General features: G+C 74.2%; 15 protein-coding genes. 4 read left to right on the plus strand and 11 right to left on the minus strand.

All coding sequences use genetic code 11. The annotated features are described in order from the left end of the window. Positions 1-33: 33 nt before the first annotated feature. A complete protein-coding gene (locus tag ACTVAJ_RS11595; RefSeq protein WP_470388123.1) occupies positions 34-981 on the minus strand; it encodes a CRISPR system precrRNA processing endoribonuclease RAMP protein Cas6 in 948 nt (315 codons plus the stop codon). Between the two features lie 90 nt (positions 982-1,071). Continuing rightward, positions 1,072-1,611, minus strand: a complete 540-nt coding sequence (locus tag ACTVAJ_RS11600; RefSeq protein WP_470388124.1) for a DUF1697 domain-containing protein — start codon at positions 1,609-1,611, stop codon at positions 1,072-1,074. Between the two features lie 133 nt (positions 1,612-1,744). On the opposite strand from ACTVAJ_RS11600, the gene ACTVAJ_RS11605 reads away from it, so the two are divergent. Next, the gene (locus ACTVAJ_RS11605) at positions 1,745-2,731 is read left to right on the plus strand and encodes a hypothetical protein (protein ID WP_470388125.1); all 987 of its coding nucleotides are present in this window, start codon (positions 1,745-1,747) and stop codon (positions 2,729-2,731) included. A gap of 195 nt (positions 2,732-2,926) precedes the next feature. Here the strand turns inward: ACTVAJ_RS11605 and ACTVAJ_RS11610 are convergent, their stop codons facing one another. Then, entirely contained in the window at positions 2,927-4,321 is a 1,395-nt protein-coding gene (locus ACTVAJ_RS11610; protein ID WP_470388126.1) for a YcaO-like family protein, read from the minus strand. Positions 4,322-4,619: 298 nt separating this feature from the next. On the opposite strand from ACTVAJ_RS11610, the gene ACTVAJ_RS11615 reads away from it, so the two are divergent. Further along, positions 4,620-5,543, plus strand: coding sequence for an SAM-dependent methyltransferase (locus ACTVAJ_RS11615; RefSeq protein ID WP_470388127.1), 924 nt, complete (start codon positions 4,620-4,622; stop codon positions 5,541-5,543). A 63-nt stretch (positions 5,544-5,606) separates the two neighbouring features. On the opposite strand, the gene ACTVAJ_RS11620 is transcribed toward ACTVAJ_RS11615, so the two are convergent. Beyond that, complete coding sequence (locus ACTVAJ_RS11620) at positions 5,607-7,394, minus strand: solute symporter family protein (RefSeq protein WP_470388128.1); 1,788 nt, start codon at positions 7,392-7,394, stop codon at positions 5,607-5,609. Next, entirely contained in the window at positions 7,394-7,684 is a 291-nt protein-coding gene (locus ACTVAJ_RS11625) for a DUF485 domain-containing protein (protein ID WP_470388129.1), read from the minus strand. The genes ACTVAJ_RS11620 and ACTVAJ_RS11625 overlap by 1 nt, the downstream gene beginning before the upstream one ends. Positions 7,685-8,315: 631 nt before the next feature. On the opposite strand from ACTVAJ_RS11625, the gene ACTVAJ_RS11630 reads away from it, so the two are divergent. Beyond that, entirely contained in the window at positions 8,316-8,588 is a 273-nt protein-coding gene (locus ACTVAJ_RS11630) for a hypothetical protein (protein WP_470388130.1), read from the plus strand. Positions 8,589-8,743: 155 nt separating this feature from the next. Here the strand turns inward: ACTVAJ_RS11630 and ACTVAJ_RS11635 are convergent, their stop codons facing one another. From ACTVAJ_RS11635 to hutH, 6 genes are all read right to left on the minus strand, one after another. Further along, entirely contained in the window at positions 8,744-9,838 is a 1,095-nt protein-coding gene (locus ACTVAJ_RS11635) for a GNAT family N-acetyltransferase (RefSeq protein WP_470388131.1), read from the minus strand. A 194-nt stretch (positions 9,839-10,032) separates the two neighbouring features. After that, the gene (hutI, locus tag ACTVAJ_RS11640; protein WP_470388132.1) at positions 10,033-11,238 is read right to left on the minus strand and encodes an imidazolonepropionase; all 1,206 of its coding nucleotides are present in this window, start codon (positions 11,236-11,238) and stop codon (positions 10,033-10,035) included. After that, entirely contained in the window at positions 11,235-12,617 is a 1,383-nt protein-coding gene (locus tag ACTVAJ_RS11645; protein ID WP_470388133.1) for a formimidoylglutamate deiminase, read from the minus strand. The genes hutI and ACTVAJ_RS11645 overlap by 4 nt, the downstream gene beginning before the upstream one ends. Continuing rightward, the gene (locus ACTVAJ_RS11650; protein WP_470388134.1) at positions 12,614-13,849 is read right to left on the minus strand and encodes an allantoate amidohydrolase; all 1,236 of its coding nucleotides are present in this window, start codon (positions 13,847-13,849) and stop codon (positions 12,614-12,616) included. The genes ACTVAJ_RS11645 and ACTVAJ_RS11650 overlap by 4 nt, the downstream gene beginning before the upstream one ends. 2 nt (positions 13,850-13,851) lie before the next feature. After that, the gene (gene hutU, locus ACTVAJ_RS11655; protein ID WP_470388135.1) at positions 13,852-15,510 is read right to left on the minus strand and encodes a urocanate hydratase; all 1,659 of its coding nucleotides are present in this window, start codon (positions 15,508-15,510) and stop codon (positions 13,852-13,854) included. Positions 15,511-15,527: 17 nt separating this feature from the next. Further along, on the minus strand, positions 15,528-17,075 hold the full coding sequence (gene hutH / locus ACTVAJ_RS11660) for a histidine ammonia-lyase (RefSeq protein ID WP_470388136.1): 1,548 nt from the start codon (positions 17,073-17,075) through the stop codon (positions 15,528-15,530). A gap of 126 nt (positions 17,076-17,201) precedes the next feature. On the opposite strand from hutH, the gene ACTVAJ_RS11665 reads away from it, so the two are divergent. Next, positions 17,202-17,756 carry a GNAT family N-acetyltransferase gene (locus tag ACTVAJ_RS11665; RefSeq protein WP_470388137.1) on the plus strand — a complete coding sequence of 185 codons (555 nt, stop codon included), beginning with the start codon at positions 17,202-17,204 and terminating at the stop codon, positions 17,754-17,756. Positions 17,757-17,925 lie beyond the last annotated feature (169 nt).

A 17,925-nucleotide genomic window follows, 5' to 3' on the forward strand; every position in this document is an offset into this window, starting at 1 on the left:
ACCGTCCTCGGGCGGGAACCGGCGCTTGCGGGATCAGTCGAACAGCGTTCCGCTGAACTCCTCGGCCACGGCCCGGGGCCGCGTGTCGCCCACGCGCGGGGGCGTCCGACGCCCCGCCCGGCCGGTGGCACGGCCCGAACGCTGGGTCGGCACCCGGGCCGCCGCACCGGTCACCGTGTCCACACGGACCGCGCCGAAACCCTGGGCGGTGTACTTGCCCACGCCCGTCAGCTCGACGAGCTCCAGGAGCGCGGCGAAGGCGTCGGCGTGGCGGCGCTCACCGCCGACCAGGTCCAGCCGCAGTCCGCCCTCCCAGCCCAGGACGGCGCGGTTGTCGGCGTGGTGGTGCTCGGCCAGACGCACGTCCTCTCCGGGCAGGGGGAGGCGCCGGACCCGCGCCAACCCGCCGAGCACGAGGTCCAGCCACGGTTCGGCCAACGCGGTGGGGGCGAAACGGGCGACGGCGCCGACGGCACCGCTCCCGCCGACGATCCCCCCGCCGGACCTGTGCACCGCACCGAAGAGGCGCCGGGGGTTGGGCCACACGTGCGGGATGCGCTCCCCCGTGGCGTCGCGCGTGGTCATGACGATGGGTGTCCGGCTGCGAACCTGCGCCGAGCGCACGGCGGACGGCCCGCGTGCGGCGGTGAGCATCCGGGCGTAGGAGACGTCGAAGGTGCGGGTCGCCGACAGCGGCTCCAGCAGGTGGTCACCGATCCGCTGCGGCTGGCCGACCAGCCCCTCGGGGTCGACCGGGGGCGGAACCGCGTCGTCCAACCAGGTGAGCGTCCAGTGGTGCAGCCGGTCTCCGAGCGGTACCGGCCACCCGTTCATCGACCACCGTTTGGCGGCGGTGTGCTCCTCGGGAGGCTGCGGCCACCAGTGGTTGAGCAGTCCGTGGCAGTCCTCGGGCCGGATCGGCCGCGCGGTGTCCGCCAGGTCGCGCAGGATCACGGTCCAGCGTCTCGGCACGGGCACCACCCCTTCTCCTGTGGTCGTGACGGCGACGGGTCCGCGCCGTCCTCGGTTCACCGGGGACGTCTCTCGGACACTCGGCGGGGCGGGGAACGGTCAGCCCTTCGCCATCTCCGCCAGACGCAGCACGGTACGCCAGTTGCGGCCCGTGAGGAATCCGTCGGCGTGCCGGGCGACGAGGTCGGGCACCCTGGCGTGGCGGACGCCCCGGCGGTGGTCGGTGTAGGCCTCGGTCGCGGTCACCGCGAGGCGCTCCTCGGGCAGGCCCGACAGGTCGAGCGCGCGCAGGGCGGCCACGTCCAGGCGGCCCGAGCAGAACAGGACCAGGAACCGGGCGGGGTCGGGGACGTCCAGGGGGTTGGCGGCCACCGCGGCCCGCAGCTGCTCGGCCGTGCGCACGACCGTCGGGACGTCCATGGCCGTCGCACGGTGGATCGCCTCGTGGATCCGCGCGGCCACCGTCGCGGGGTCGTCATCCGGCGCGGACAGGAGCACGTTGCCGCTCTGGAGGTGGGTGGCGACGTCGGTGTGGCCCAGGTCGGCGACCAACGCCCGCAGGTCGGCCATGGCGATACGGCGGTGGGCGCCCAGGTTGATTCCGCGCAGCAGCGCGACGTACCTCGTCATGCGCGCCATTCTCACGCGGAGGAAACGGTTCGCACAAGTTTTCGACCCCGACCGCGCCCACCCGGCGTACGCGTACCCTGGTCCCCGTCAGCGCACCCACCGCCACAGGCGCCCTCGCGTCCGGCCGCCCTTCGGAGATGCCTTGCCTCGTCTGAGCCACGACCTCGACCTCGCACCCGTGGACAGGGAGGTGGTCACGCGGTCGGTCGCCGCCGTGCACGAGGTCGTCCGATCGTGCCGGTTCGACGGCCGGGGATGGCTGCGCACCCCCGACGCCGCCACCCGCGAGCGGCTGGCCCGGCGCGCCGAGGAGCTGGGGTTCACCGCCCGCGAGGGGGCCGGGGGGCGGGAGCGGACCCCAGCGGCGGAGCACACGGGCGAGGAGGGCGCCGGCACCGCGGAGCGCCCGACCACCACCGCGCTCCAGCTCCAGTCGGGACGACACCTGGCGCCCCGCAGCCACTACCTGGTCGCCGAACTGACCGCCGACGGCGTACCGCTGGAGCCGAGCTACGAGGAACAGGGGTGGAGCAGCACGGGGCTGACCGTCACATCCTGGGACGAGACGGGCCTGTGCGCCCTGGAGTACGCCATGCCCGACGCCGTCGGCACGGGCGAGCCCGCGGTGACGTCGGGGACGGTGGCCCACGAGGCGTCGGGCGTCCTGACCGCGACGATGCGGATCCGACTGCCCGGCCGCCTCCCCCGGTGGCGCAGGGCCGACGGCACCCTCACCGTCGACACCGGGGCCTGGTACGCCGCCCTGGACGGCGCCACCGCGGAGCCCCCGGTCCGGCTGTCGGCGACCCACGCGCTGGCCGACGTCGAGGCATGGCTCTCCCCCACCGTCCGCGACGACGGCCGGTGGGAGGTGTCGGCGGTGCTGGACGTCCGCGGCCGGGGCCTGGTCGCCCGACCTCTGGTGGCCCTGGTGGTCTGGGCGGTACGCGGGTCCTTCCGCAGGGAGGCCCGGCGCGGGCGACGGGGCCGCGCCACGGAGGTCGTGAGCCCGCGCGAGCGGCTGGAGGGGGTCAGGGACTCCTGGGACCGCGTCGCGGCGACGGCGCGGCACCTGCCCGACTACCTGCGCGACGTGGCCCGGGCGATGGCCGCGGCACCCGGGAACTGACCGCACGCCCGGCGCATGGGGAAGTCGGCGTGTCGGGGTACTCCAACGGAGGTTCCCGGGCGGCCCGAGAAGGAATTCCCCGCAACCGGCAAGATCGACCATGGGCACGGGGCGATGCCGGTACGTGAGAAATCGATAATGTCATTCAAGGTTTGACCATAATCCGAGAAAAGCACGGCCCACCTGGCCGTCCCATCAGCGCAAGGCTCCGCGCCGGCGAAATCGGCGGCCGCGGGCGCCGGGCAGGGCCAGATGCCCCTGGGTCACCAGGTGAAACCGCTCCAGCCCGGGGCACTGGACCTGGACCACGAACGTTCCGTGCGCGAGCCCCGCGAGGGTGTGCGCCGCGACCCGGTGCCCGGCCCCGGCGATCCGCGCCACGACCTCCGCACGCTGCTCGGTGACGCCCGCCCCCGACGGAGCCGCGTCCGGCGGCACCGCCCCGGGAGGTGACTCGTCGAGCCGGTCGGCGAAGTCGAGCATGGCGCAGGCCAGCAGGCCCGGGTGGCCGGAGAGCCTGGCGCGGACGGCCGGCCCGGTGTGGTGGTCGGCCACCAGCCGGGCGAACGGCGCCGAGGCGTCCGCCGACGCCGCCTGCTCGGCCACGACCCGGCCCAGCAGCTCGCCCTGGACGAACTCGGTCACCGCGCGTTCGGCGGCCAGTTCCCCCCACAGGGACGCGCCGAGCCCGTAGCGGGACGCGGCCGCCGGGCCGCCGGAGGCGGGCGCGTAGGCCATGGCCACGGGCACTCCCAGGTCGGTGGTCAGGTCCAGCAGGACGACGGGCCCGCCGACCAGGTCACGGGCACGGTCCATCTGGGCGCGGAGCCGGTCGGGCAGGTGTGCGTCCGGCACAACGGCGGGCATGGGACCGCGGTCGTACACCGTCCTGAGCAGGAACAGGGAGAAGGCGTCGCGCTCCACCCACTCGTTGAGGGCGTGCAGGAGCGCCTCGTCGCGGGTCGCGCCGATCGCGCAACCGGAGTTGACGCTGTAGGAGAGCGCCGCGCGGTAGTCGGCGGTGTCCCCGAGACCGCGCCGCAGAGCGGTCGTCTCCGAGTCCGGCACCGGGTACCACGGTGCCCACAGGAACACGGGCACGTGCACGTTGGAGCCGCCGTCGAGCGCGGCGTGGCGCACGCACGCCACACGTGCGCCGTCCTGGGCGGCCACGTCGCGCACCGCCCGGTCCGCGGCGAACGGACCCTCCCGCAGGTCGGCGGCGTCGACCAGGTTCAGGGGCAGGGAGTCGAGCACGGTGGGTCCGGTGAAGGCGTGCTCCAGCGCCTCGAACCAGGCACCGACCCGCGCGGCCCCGGCCGCCCCCTTGCCCGCGCCCAGACCGAAGGGGACCTCGGTGCCGTCGGCACGCCACAGTCCGCACTGGACGGCCGTCGGGTCCCGGTCGTCGAGCACCCGGTAGCGCGCCTGCCAGCCCAGGGCGCGGGTGTCGGCCCCGGCCTGGGCCTCGGCCTCCTCCAGGGACAGTTCGCGCTCGGAGGGAACTGCCCGGGGAACGGCCCCGCGGCCGGAACGGCGACGGTCGACGCCCGACGCCCCGGCCGCGGAGACCCAAGTCGAACCCGGCACCGCTATTCCGCGGTTTCCTCGTCGAGTTCCTCGACGGCCATCGTGATGTCCTCGGTGGGCTCCAGAGGAGCGGCCCAATCATATCCCGCGCAAGCCATGTTCGACTCCTTCGCAGTCGTTCCCTACGCACGGATCTGCCTCGTGCAAATGCCTTCCTATCTCACGGAGCTCCCGGATGTCATCACCCATACCGAAGAATTCCGCGGCATTGTTCAATGGCAGGTTTCATGTTTTTCGCGTCGACCGGCCGCGACCAGGGTTGATGCGCGGACGTGGCGGAGGGTGACAGACTCACCCCATGGTGAACACCCGATTCGATCTCGCTCGACGTGTCGAGGAGCTGACCGACGGTGTCTGGGTGCTGGCCGCGCTCGCGGCGGCGGCCGACGGCCTCGGCGGTGAGGACGGCGCGCCGTTGCCCGACGAGCACGGAGCCCTGCTGGGCTCGGCCGGACTGGCCGAGCACGGCCCCGACGGTTGGCGGCTCCTGCCCTCCCACCGTGCGACCCTGGCCGCGCAGCCGGACTCGACGGCCTTCGTCCGGCGTGTGGCCCGTCAGCTCCGCCAGGCCGCGGACACGATCGAGGGCCGCCCCGCCCCCGCCGAGGACGACGCCGCCTTCCTCGCCGAGGGGGTGGCCTCCGGCACCCGCGTGGGAGCCTTCCTGGACCTGCTGTCCGCGAGCGTCCCCGAGTTCTCCCGCCTCATGCGGTCGGAGGGGTTGGACGTCCTGGACGTGGGCACGGGGATCGGTGCCGTCGCCGCGACCGTCCTGGAGCGGGTGCCCGGCTCCCGTGCGGTCGGTCTGGACCCCGATCCGCGTGCCCTGCGGCTGGCGGAGGGCCACCTGACCGGGCGCGGTCTGCGCGACCGCGTCGACCTGCGGCCGCTCGACGTCGCCGAGCTCACCGACACCCACGCCTTCGACCTGGCCTGGCTGCCGCTGTCCGTCCTGTCCCCCGAAGCGGCCGGCGCGGCACTCCCCCGGGTCCACGCCGCGCTGCGCCCGGGGGCGTGGCTGGTCGGCGCGACGGCGCTGGGCTCGGCCGAGGGCGGGAGCACCCGCGAGGCGGTGCTCCGGTGGCGGATGGCGCGCAACGGGGTCGCCGCGTGGCCACCGGAGGAGGTCGTGCGACGGCTCGCCGGCACCGGCTTCCGGGATGCCACCGTGGTCGCCGCCCCCGTCCGCGCCGTGACCCTGGTCGTCGCCCGCCGCCCCTGAGCCCGCGCCCCGTCGGAGCCCCGGGGCCGCCGAGCGCCCCGGTGCCCGGCCCCGCGGCCCCGCTCAGGAGGGGGTCTCGGTACCCCAGCCCGTGAGCGAGCGGACCCGCAGTTCGGTGTAGCGGGAGGTGTCGCGCTCGTCCGAGAGCAGGCTGCCGACCACCGCGCACAGGAACCCGACCGGCACGGCGAACAGCGCGGGGTTCTCCATCGGGATGAGCTGGATGTCGATCCACGCGGGCAGCAGCGACAGGTTCTCCCCGGTGACGGGGTGCGTCCTGCCCGACATCACCGGGGAGAACAGCATCAGCACCAGCGTGCAGGACAGGCCGCCGTAGATCCCCCACTCGACACCGCGGGTGTTGAACCGCCGCCAGAACAGCGTGAGCACGATGACCGGCAGGTTGGCCGCGGCCGCGATGGCGAACGCCAGGCCCACGAGGAAGGCCACGTTGAGATCCTGCGCCCGGATGGCCAGCACGATGGCCGTTCCGCCGACCGCGCACGCCGCGAAGCGCGCCACCCCCACCTCCTGCGACTCGCGCGGGCGCCCCCACATGAGGATGTGCCCGAACAGGTCGTGGGCGATGGAGGACGACGAGGCCAGGGTGAGGCTGGCGATCACGGCCAGGATCGTGGCCAGCGCCACGGCCGAGATCAGCGCGAGCAGCACGGCCGCGCCCACCGGCCCGGCGGCCAGGCGGCCCAGCTCCTCGGCGAGCATCGGGACCGCGCTGTTGCCCGAGGGGTCCAGACCCAGGATGCGGTCGGATCCCACCAGAGCGGCGGCGCCGAAACCCAGTGCGAGGGTCATGAGGTAGAACGCCCCCACCATGACGATGGCCCGGTTGACCGACGTGCGCGCCGCACGCCCGTCCGGCACCGTGTAGAAGCGGACGAGGATGTGCGGCAGCGCGACCGTTCCCAGGACCAGCGCCAACCCGAGGCTGATGAGGTCGAGCTTGTTGAACATCGTGCGCGTGGGGTCGCCGGGCACCTCCACCCCCAGGCGCAGCCCCGGTTCGAGGAAGGCCCGGCCGTGCCCGCTGGACTGGGCCGCCTCCGCCAGCAGCGCGCGGGGGTCGAAGGAGAACTGGGCCAGGACCAGGACGGTGAGCAGCCCGGTGGCGCCCAACAGCACGACCGCCTTGATGATCTGCAACCAGGTGGCGGCCTTCATCCCGCCGTACATGACGTAGACGATCATCAGGACGCCCACGAGCACGATCACGCCGGAGCGCGCCTGGCCCGCGCTCAGGCCGAGGAAGGTGTCCCCCTCGTGCAGGCCGAGCAGGACAGCGACCAGAGCCCCCGCCCCGACCATCTGCGCGACCAGGTAGAACACGCACACGGTCACGGTGGACACGGTGCAGGCGAGCCGCACCCGCATCCGGCGCATGCGGAAGGCGGGCAGGTCGGCCATGGTGAAGCGGCCGGTGTTGCGCATCAGCTGGGCCATGGGCAGCACGAGCAGCCAGGCCACCAGGAAGCCGATGGAGTACAGGAAGCCGTCGTAGCCCTGGAGGGAGATCATCCCGGCGATACCGAGGAACGAGGCGGCCGAGAGGTAGTCCCCGGTCAGCGCCAGGCCGTTCTGGGTACTGGAGAACCCCCGCCCTCCGGCGTAGTAGTCGACCGCCCCGCGCGTGGTCCGGCGGGCCCGGACGGTGATGGCCAGCGTGACGAGGACGAAGGCGGCGCACAGGACGAGCGTCCAGCCGTGTGCGGCACCGAACCGGCCACCGAGGACGCCGGCGAGGTCGACCGCACCGGCGGCGTGGTCGGGGGCGGCGCCGCCCCCCGTGTCGGCACCGCCAGCGGTCCCGAACGTGAGATCGGACAAGGCGATCATCAACGGATCACCCGCCCGGACACGGACTCCTCCTCGCGCGCGCGCTCACGGATCCGCTCGGCGAGCGGGTCGATCGCGCGTGCCGAGAAACGACCGAAGGCCCAGGCGAGCACGAACACCAGCGCGAACTGGCCGATTCCCATCAGCAGGGCGACGTTGACCGGTTCGAGGACCGGAGTGCTCATGAATTCCCGGGCATAGGCCGAGAGCAGGAGATAGGTCAGGTAACTGATGAGGAATCCGGACACCAGGAGACCGGCCTGAAGCGCGAACCTCCTTCGCAGTTTCACGAAACTCGGGTCCACCGACATGCGCTCGCAGGTGCGCGCCACATCGGCCCGCGCCCTCCGCCGCGCCACCGCCGACCTGCGCCCCCGTGGACGAAAAGGCTCCTTTCGCCCGTCGACACGCCTTCCGTACGCGCCCTCCATATACTCGACCACGGTCCTCCCCCTGCGTTTCTCCTACGGATTCCGCTCCCCCACGGCACCCGCCGTTTACCGGTGCGCGCCGTACCGGCGCCAACCGGCTCCTCCGCCGCCACCGCGCGTGCGCGGACGTGCTTCGCGAAGTGGGCAATACGATAGCCAGGAGAACGGGGCCGTGTTCGCCAAACTCACAAATCGGCTGCCGCGAACGACGCGCGCCGATCAGGCGAACCGGACGAAGCGGTGCGCAATCCAGCAGTCGGCGCCAAACCGCGGAGGACCTCCCGCGGGGCCCCCGCCGTCACCGGCGCCACCCGCCCTTCCAGCGCGTACGCGCCGTGTGCGGGCGCGGACAGCACCCGGTCTTCGCTAGGCTTCGGGGCGACCCCGAACCCATCACGGAAACCGACATACCTCGGCTTTCTCGTGTTCGTACAGGTGTATGATTACGGGGTCCGCCCTATTCACGCGATACCGAAGGGAAATCCCCGCCGTGGTCACCGAGGTCTTCACGCGCAAGTACTGCGATCCCCACGCCGTCCGCGAGGAGAAGGTCGAGGCGACTGAGGTCGTCCAGTTCGCCTGGGAGGGCGCCGTCCGCGAGGTCGACGCCTGCGACGAGTGCGCCAAGGAGCACGAGTCCCGCTACGAGCCCCTCGTCGACTACTCCCGCCCGGTGAAGAAGCGCCGCGCCCCCAAGAAGTCGGCCGCCCCGGCCGCCGACGACGGCGACGCCGCCGCGGACAGCGGCTCCGACCAGGAGTAGGCCCGCCGCCGCCCGAGGGCCGCTTCGCGGCGGTGCGGGCACCCTCAACGGACGCCTACTGCGCCCCGCCTCTCCCGGCCCCCGCCCGCCACCGCACGACGGGCGGGGGTCGGCGGCACCCCCAGTGGCCTCCGACCCCCGCGTCTCCTGACGGATCAGTCCTGGCCCATCAGCCGTGCCACCTGACCGCCGCGGCGCACCTCACCGCCCACGCCCGCCTGCACCGCCTCGGCGACCGGCAGGCGGGCGTGCACGTACGTACCGCCCTGGCTCTGCACCGACGCCCCCAACCGGCGCATGATCCGCAGCATGCCCGTGTTGGCCAGACTCGTCTCCGCACGCACCTCGGCCAGCCCCCAGTCGGCGGCCGCGACCGTCAGCGCCCGCGCCACGGCGGTACCGACGCCCCGGCCCTGCCAGGCGTCCTCGACCAGGAAGGCGATCTCGCCCACGCCCGGGTCGAGCGTGTACATCAGGTGCCCCAGCGCCACGGGCGCCTCCTCCCCGCGCGGCCGCACGGCCAGGGTCAGCCCGCGCTCGGGATCGCAGAACACCCGCAGCATGTGCGGACTCAGCTCACTCATCCCCGTGAAGTAGCGGTTGCGCACCGTCTCCTCCGAGCAGCGGCGGTGCAGGTCGCTCAGGGCGGGCGCGTCACTGTCGCGCACCTGCCGCAGGGACAGCACCGCGCCCTCCCCGGTACGCACGACCCGGTCGGTGGGGACCGGGCCCGTCGAGGGCATCACCGAGCGCACCAGTGCGTCCGCCCGGCTGGACTCGGTCCAGGTGAAGGGGTGCGAGGCGCGGCGCACCAGCACCCCGCGCAGCGGACCGACGGGAACCAGCATGGTCCTGCCTCCGTCCGCGGCGCCGACCTCCTCGACCCGGGTGAGGTTGGTCCAGCACGCGTCGTCGGCCAGCAGGAGCTCCGCCAGCGCCTCCGGCAACCGGTTGGGGTGCGCCCGCAGCCGTGCGGTCAGCAGCAGCGCACGGGTGACGTCGTCCCCGACCTCGCGCCTGTGGGCGGGAACGGCCGTCACCGTGCCGGAGGGGCTCAGCTCCGCGATCTCGCGGACGGCCCGGGCGTGGTTTCCGGGCACGTCGACGACGAACTCGTCGACCACGCCCGCCACGTCGGTGTGCAGGGACAGGTCGACGATGTTGCCCCCGTGTCGCGCGAGGGCCCCGACGACCGCGGCGAGCCCTCCGGGCCGGTCCTCGACCGCCGTCCTGATCCGCCACAGGCCCACAGTGTCCCCCCTCGGGTGAAGGTGCTCCCGTCGCCGCGGTACGGCGCTGGACCGCGACGACGGGACGCGCACCGACGTGGTTCCAGAGTCGGGGGCGCACGTTTCGGGGACGTTAGGCGTCCGTTGAGTTCCGTGGGAGGTTTCCGGCACGCGCGTGATACGGCGTCTTCCGCGCGCGCCGGGGACGGGACCGGTCAGGGACGTCCCGAGACGAGCTCACCGTCCTTCCACACCGCCGCGACCTGCGGGACCCCCGGCCGGTAGGCCAGATAGAGGTGGTTGGGCGCCGCCAACAGGGTCAGGTCGGCGCGCGCGCCGGGCGCCAGGTGGCCCACGTCCGTGCGGCGCAGCGCCCGGGCGCCGCCCGCCGTCGCCGCCCACACCGCCTCGTCGGGGGTCATGCCCATGTCGCGCACGGCGACGGCCACGCAGAAGGCGAGGCTGGAGGTGAAGCACGACCCGGGGTTGCAGTCACTGGCCAGGGCGACCAGCGCCCCCGCGTCGATGAGCGCCCGCGCGTCCGGGTAGGGCTGACGGGTGGAGAAGTCCACGCCCGGCAGCAGCGTGGCCACGGTCGGGTCGGACCGCACGGCCGCCTGTGCCAGCGCGTCGACGTCCTGGGCGGTCAGGTACGTGCAGTGGTCGACGGAGGCGGCGCGCGTCTCCACCGCCAGCCGCACGCCCGGCCCCTCACCGAGCTGGTTGCCGTGCACCCGGGGCAGCAGACCGCGTTCGACACCCGCGGTGAGCACCCGCCGCGAGGCCTCCTCGTCGAAGGCACCGCGCTCGCAGAACACGTCCACCCACCGCGCGTGCGGCGCGCACGCGTCCAACATGGGCCCGGTGACCAGGTCGACGTAGCCCTGCGGGTCGTCGGCGTACTCCGGGGCGACCACATGCGCGCCGAGGAAGGTGACCTCGTCGGTGACCCGCGAGGCCACGGCCAGGCTGCGCTCCTCGTCGGCGACGGTGAGCCCGTACCCGGACTTGACCTCCAGGGTGGTGGTGCCCTGCGCGTGGGCCTCGCGCACCAGGCGGCGGGCGTTCCCCAGGAGTTCGGCGTCGCTCGCGGCACGGGTGGCGGCCACGGTCGTGCGGATGCCGCCCGCGGAGTAGGGACGACCGCTCATGCGCGCCGCGAACTCGCGGCTGCGGTCGCCGGCGAACACGATGTGCGAGTGGCTGTCGACGAAACCGGGCAGGACGCAGCGCCCGGCCGCGTCGACCCGGGCGTCGGCGTCCGGTGCCCGGCCACGCGGTCCGGCCCAGGCCACCCGCCCGTCCTCGATCACCAGCGCGGCGTCGGCGATCTCGCCCACCGGACCGCGCCCGAGCCCGGGATCGTTGGTGACCAGCGTCGCGATGTCGTCGACGAGGACGGCGCGAGGTGTGTCGGTCATGAGTGCAGCTCCTTGATCACCGTGTCGAGGTCGTGGGCGACGCCGGGCACACGCGTGTGGCGGCCGTCGCGGACGGTCCACCGCCCGTCGGCCATCACGTGGCGCACGTCGGCGGCGGTCGCGGCGAAGACCACGGCGTCCGTGGCCCGGGCGGGGTCGGCTCCGGCGAGCCGGACCCCCTCCAGGGGGATGTTGACCAGGTCGGCCCTGGCTCCGGTGCGCAGTTCCCCGGCGTCGGCGCGTCCGGCCCGGCCGGTCCACCCCAGGGAGCGGTGGCCGTGCGCGGTGGCCGCGTGCAGCAGCGCGCCGCCGCCCAGGGTGCCGCGCCGGTGCGTGCGCAGCCGCTCGTGGAGTTCGACGCCGCGTGCCTCGGCGAACAGGTCCAGCTGCGCGTGCTGGTCGGTGCCCAGGCTCAGCCGCGCCGGTTCGAGGTCGCCCGTGCGGGGCAGGCCGTCGGCCAGGTCCCGCTCGGTCGTCGGGCACAGGCACACGGTCGCCCCGGAGTCACGGATCGCGGCCACGTCCCCGTCCGTCAGGTGGGTGGCGTGCACCAGGGTGGTGCGTTCGGTCAGAGCCCCGGCGTCGGCGAGCACCCGGGTGGGGGTGCGGCCGTGCGCGGCCAGGCAGGCGGCGTTCTCCGCGGGTTGCTCGGACACGTGGACGTGCAGGGGGACCCGGCGCTCGTCGGCGAACGCGGCCACCTCGGGCAGGCCCCCGGCCGGGACCGCGCGCACCGAGTGGGCCGCCGCGCCGACCCTGACGTGGCCGCCCCGCGGGGCGAAGGCCGCCACGCGTTCGGCCCACCCGGCCACGTCACCGTCGCCGAACCTCAGCTGCGGCCCGGCCAGCGGGAGGTACGCGCCGTGTTCGTCCAACCCCCCGGCCAGATAGCACACGTCGAGCAGGGTGACCCGCACCCCGGCCTGGGCCGCCGCCTCGACCAGGGCGTGCCCCATCTCGTTGGGGTCGGCGTAGCGCGCACCGCCCGGGGCGTGGTGCAGGTAGTGGAACTCGCCCACGCACGTGACCCCGGCCAGGGCCATCTCCGCGTAGGCCGCCCGGGCCAGACGGAGGTAGGTCTCCGGGTCCAGGCGCTCGGCGACCCGGTACATGCCCTCGCGCCAGGTCCAGAAGGAGCCGCCGCCCGCGTGGGTGCGGCCGCGCAGGGCCCGGTGGAAGGCGTGGGAGTGGGCGTTGGCCAGACCGGGCAGGGTGAGGCCGGTCAGGGCCTCGGCGTCCCCGGGGCGGGCGGCGTCCGCGCGGACCGAGGTGAACCGCCCGTCGGCCACCTCGATGAGCACGTCGCGGGCGGGTGCGTCGCCGCCCAGCCAGGCCCACTCGCACCAGTACCGCCGCGCGGCGGATCCGTGTCCGGTCACGGCGCGACCTCCCGCACGGGGCGGACGAGCAGGTCCTGGAGGACGTCGGCCAGGGCGAGCACCCCGGCGTGGCAGTCGTCGGGACGGGCCCACTCCTGCGGCGAGTGCGACACCCCGGTGGGGTTGCGCACGTACAGCATGGCGGTGGGCACGTGGGCGGCGAGCACCCCGGCGTCGTGCCCGGCGCCGGTCGGCAGCACGGGCACCCGGGGGCCGGGGGCTCGGGTGCCGACGACGGCGGCCAGGCGGTCGCGCAGCCCGTGCGCGAACGGCACCAGCGGGGTGAGCGACTCGGCCGTCATGGCGACGCCGACACCGTGCTCGCGCGCGGCGGCCTCGGCCCGGGCACGCACCCCCTCGACCACGGCCGCGAGCGTGCCCTCCGCATCGGCCCGGGCGTCCAACCAGGCGCTGACCAGCGACGGGATGGCGTTGGTGCCGTTCGGGACGATCACCGACCTGGCCACCGTGGCGCGGGCATCGTGCTCCTCGGCCAGCGCGCGGGCGGCCAGGACGGTGTGCGCGAAGGGGAGCATCGGGTCGTTGCGGTCGGCCAGGCGGGTGGTCCCCGCGTGGTCCGCGCGGCCGGTGAAGTCCATCCGCCACCGTCCGTGCGGCCAGATCGCGCTGGCCACGCCCACGGGATGGACGGTGTCCTCCAGGGCGCGCCCCTGTTCCACGTGCAGCTCGACGAACACGTCCAGCAGCGCCAGGGCGTCCGGGTCGGGGCCGATCCGGGCCGGGTCGTGTCCGGCCCCCTCCATCGCCTCGGCCCAGGTGACACCGTCGGCGTCGGTCAGCCCGCGGGCGCGCTCGGGGGAGATCTCCCCGGCCGTCAGGCGGCTGCCCAGGCAGGGGACCCCGAACCGTCCGCCCTCCTCCTCCACGAACACCGTGAGGACGAGGGGGCGGGCGGGCCGCACGCCGCGGGCGCGCAGTTCGTCGACGGCGGCCAGTGCGCTGGCCACACCGAGCGGGCCGTCGAAGGCCCCGCCGCTCGGCACCGAGTCCAGGTGGGAGCCGGTGGCGACGGCGCCGGGCCCCGGCGTTCCCCACCAGGCCCACAGGTTGCCGTTGCGGTCGGTGCGCACGTCGAGCCCGCGCGCGGCGGCCGCACCGGTGAACCAGGCGCGGGCGTCGGTGTCGGCGCCCGCCCAGGTGTACCGGTGGTACCCGCCGTCGGCGGCGCGCCCGACCGGGGCCAGGTCGGCCCACAGGCGGTCGAACGACACGACTACTCCCCCTCGGCCATGGGGATCCGGATACCGTGCTCGGCGGCCACACGGCCGGCGTCCTCGTACCCGGCGTCCACGTGGCGGATCACCCCCATGGCGGGGTCGTTGGTCAGGACCCGGTCGAGTTTGGCGGCGGCCAGTTCGGTGCCGTCGGCGACACTGACCTGGCCCGCGTGCAGGGAGCGGCCCATACCCACGCCGCCACCGTGGTGGATGGACACCCACGACGCGCCGGAGGAGGTGTTGACCAGGGCGTTGAGCAGCGGCCAGTCGGCGATGGCGTCGGAGCCGTCCTTCATCGCCTCGGTCTCGCGGTAGGGGGAGGCCACCGAACCGGTGTCCAGGTGGTCGCGGCCGATCGCCAGCGGCGCCGAGATCTCGCCGGAGGCGACGAGCTCGTTGAAGCGCGCTCCGGCGGCGGCCCGATCGCCCTGGCCCAGCCAGCAGATCCGCGCGGGCAGCCCCTGGAAGGAGACGCGCTCCCCCGCCATGCGGATCCACCGCGCCAGGTGGTCGTTGTCGGGGAACAGGTCGAGGATCGCCCGGTCGGTGCGGGCGATGTCGGCGGGGTCACCGGACAGGGCCGCCCACCGGAACGGGCCCCTGCCCTCGCAGAAGAGCGGACGGATGTAGGCGGGGACGAACCCGGGGAAGTCGAAGGCGCGGGTGAACCCGCCCTCGCGGGCCTCGTCGCGGATGGAGTTGCCGTAGTCGAAGACCTCGGCGCCCGCGTCCTTGAACCCGACCATGGCCTCCACGTGCGCGGCCATCGACTCGCGGGCGCGGACGGTGAACTCCTCGGGCTTGGCGGCGGCCAGGTCGTGCCAGTCCTCGAAGGCCACACCGACCGGCAGGTAGGCCAGCGGGTCGTGCGCGGAGGTCTGGTCGGTGACCACGTCGATCGGGGCACCGCGCCCCAGGAGCTCGGGCAGGACCTCGGCGGCGTTGCCCAGGACGCCGACGGACAGGGCGCGGCGCTCGTCGCGGGCCCGCGTCGCCAGTTCGAGGGCGTGGTCGAGGCTGTCGGCGCGCACGTCCAGGTAGCGGTGTTCGATCCGGCGGTCGATACGGCTGGAGTCGCACTCCACCACGATCGCCACGCCGCCGTTCATGGTCACGGCCAGCGGCTGGGCGCCGCCCATCCCGCCGAGTCCGGCGGTCAGGGTGATGGTCCCGGCCAGGGAGCCGCCGAAGCGCTTGGCGGCGACCGCGGCGAAGGTCTCGTAGGTGCCCTGGAGGATGCCCTGGGTGCCGATGTAGATCCACGAACCGGCGGTCATCTGGCCGTACATGGTCAGCCCCTGGGCCTCCAGCCGGCGGAACTCGGGCCAGGTGGCCCAGTCGCCGACCAGGTTGCTGTTGGCGATGAGGACCCGGGGCGCCCACTCGTGGGTGCGCATGATGCCGACGGGGCGGCCGGACTGCACGAGCAGGGTCTCGTCGCCCTCCAGGTCGCGCAGGGACGCGGTGATCCGGTCGAAGCTGCGCCAGTCGCGCGCGGCCCTGCCGGTGCCGCCGTAGACGACCAGGTCCTCGGGGTGCTCGGCCACCTCGGGGTCGAGGTTGTTGTGGAACATGCGCAGGGCGGCCTCCTGCTGCCAGCCCTTGGCGGACAGGGTGGTGCCGCGTGCGGCGCGGACGGTACGCGGGGTGCTCATGACGGCTCCTCGGGGTGTCAGGCGAGAGGGGTGACGGACTCGGCGGCCCCGACGACGGTGCCGTCGGCCACCAGCGCGGCGACGGCGGCGATCTCGGGGGCCAGGTGGCGGTCGGGGCCGGGCCCGGACACGTGCTCGCGGACGGCCCGCAGGACGGCACCGGTCGCGGGTCCGGGCTCCAGCGGCGAACGCAGGTCCAGGGCCCGGGCCGCGGTGAGCAGCTCGACGGCGAGCACGCTGGTCAGGCCGTCCACGGCGCGGCGGAGCTTGCGCGCGGCCGACCACCCCATGGACACGTGGTCCTCCTGCATGGCGGAGCTGGGGATGGAGTCCACGCTGGCGGGCGCGGCCAGGCGCTTGAGTTCGGAGACGATGGCGGCCTGGGTGTACTGCGCGATCATGTGCCCGGAGTCGACGCCGGGGTCGTCGGCGAGGAAGGCGGGCAGGCCGTGGGAACGGGCGACGTCGAGCATGCGGTCGGTGCGCCGCTCGGCGATGGAGGCGGTGTCGGCGACCGCGATGGCCAGGAAGTCGAGCACGTAGGCCACGGGCGCGCCGTGGAAGTTGCCGTTGGACTCCACGCGGCCGTCGTCGAGGACGACCGGGTTGTCGATGACGCTGTCGAGCTCGCGCCCGGCGACCAGGAGCGCGTGGTCGAGGGTGTCGCGGGCGGCACCGGCCACCTGGGGGGCGCAGCGCAGGGAGTAGGCGTCCTGGACCCGGGTGCACTCGGGGCCTCGGTGGGAGGCGACGATCGGCGATCCGGCGAGCATGGCGCGGATGTTGGCGGCCGAGGCGGCCTGGCCGGGGTGCGGGCGCAGGTGCTGGAGTTCCTCGGTGAACACGCGGTCGGTACCCAGCAGCGCCTCGACGCTCATCGCGGCGGTGATGTCGGCGACCTTGAGCAGCCGGGTCAGGTCCTGGCAGGCCAGGACGAGCATGCCGAGCATGCCGTCGGTGCCGTTGATCAGGGCCAGGCCCTCCTTGGCCCCGAGCTCCACGGGGCGCAGGCCGGCCTCGTGCAGGGCGGTGTGGGCGGCCCCGCGCTCACCCGAGGCGTCGCGGACCTCGCCCTCCCCCATGAGGGCGAGCGCCACGTGGGACAGCGGCGCCAGGTCGCCCGAGCAGCCGAGGCTGCCGTACTCGTGGACGACGGGGGTGATCCCGGCGTTGAGCATCGCGGCCAGGGTCTCGACCGTGGTGACCTCCACACCGGTGTTGCCCGAGGCCAGGGTGCGCAGCCGCAGCAGCATGAGCGCGCGGACGACCTCGCGCTCGACCTCGGGGCCGGCCCCGGCGGCGTGGGAGCGGATGAGGGAGCGTTGGAGGCGGGCGCGCAGGTCGGGGGCGATGTGGCGGGTGGCCAGGGCGCCGAAGCCCGTGCTGACCCCGTAGGCGGGGACCTCGCCGCGGGCGAGCGACTCGACCCGTTCGCGGCCGTGCCGGACCGCCTTGAGGGACTCCTCGGAGAGGGCGACGCGGGCGCCCTCGCGCGCGACGGCCAGGACCTGGGCCGGCGTGAGCGGGGCTCCGCCGACGGTGACGGTGGGAACTGCTGTGGTCATGCCCCCATTGCACCGCTGGTGGGCCTGTTGGTGAAGGGGTGACGCGGGGGTTGTGTCTGGTATTTCAGACGACCGTCGGACTCCGGTTCCGTAGACTCGACACCTCGACACCCGAAGGAGCACCAGGTGACGGACACTCAGGCTGGCCCGCTCACGGAGCCACTGCTCGAGGACGGCACGGTCCGACTGCGCCGCTGGGCCATGACGGACCTCGCATGCGTCCGGGCGGCCGGCGAGGACGCGGTGATCCCGGAGGGCACGACCATTCCCCGCGACTACGACGACGGGGCCGGGCGGGCCTGGATCACCCGGCAGTGGACACGGAGCGAGACAGGTCAGGGCTGGTCACTGGCCGTCTGCGACGCGCGCACCGGACGTGCCGTGGGATCCGCGGTGCTCCTGCGGAGGCCGCAGAAGGGCGTCGCCGGCATCGGCTACTGGATCGTTCCCGAGGCCCGCGGGAGGGGCTACGCCTCTCGCGCGGTGAACCTGCTGACCGAGTGGGGGCTGGGGGAGAGCGGACTGGCGCGGGTCGAGGCCTGGGTGGAGCCCGGCAACGGCCCCTCGGTCAGCGTCCTGACCCGGTGCGGATTCGAACGGGAGGGCCGACTCCGCTCGTTCCTCACGTTCTCCTCCGGCCGAACCGACGTCCTGGTGTTCTCACGCCTCGCCGAGTCATGACGGCGACCCCGTGGCGAGCACGCAACCCTCGCGCGACCGCCCCGCCCGTCGGGTCTCAGCGGTGAGCATGTCTCCGACCTCGCCCGCAACGCCCGCGATCCGAATGGCACCCATGGGACGAACCTGTCGTGGGCCGGAGCCGACCGGTCTGGTTCGCGTGCGCTCCGTC

It is taken from the genome of Nocardiopsis sp. KDC1DS13DA1, assembly GCF_055632325.1.

Excerpts from the sequence above, each read along its gene's own strand:
- ACTVAJ_RS11600 (WP_470388124.1), bottom strand. The coding sequence starts at position 1,611 with ATGGCGCGCATGACGAGGTACGTCGCGCTGCTGCGCGGAATCAACCTG.
- ACTVAJ_RS11615 (WP_470388127.1), top strand. The coding sequence starts at position 4,620 with ATGGTGAACACCCGATTCGATCTCGCTCGACGTGTCGAGGAGCTGACC.
- ACTVAJ_RS11620 (WP_470388128.1), bottom strand. The coding sequence starts at position 7,394 with ATGATCGCCTTGTCCGATCTCACGTTCGGGACCGCTGGCGGTGCCGAC.
- hutI (WP_470388132.1), bottom strand. The coding sequence starts at position 11,238 with ATGACCGACACACCTCGCGCCGTCCTCGTCGACGACATCGCGACGCTG.
- hutU (WP_470388135.1), bottom strand. The coding sequence starts at position 15,510 with ATGAGCACCCCGCGTACCGTCCGCGCCGCACGCGGCACCACCCTGTCC.
- hutH (WP_470388136.1), bottom strand. The coding sequence starts at position 17,075 with ATGACCACAGCAGTTCCCACCGTCACCGTCGGCGGAGCCCCGCTCACG.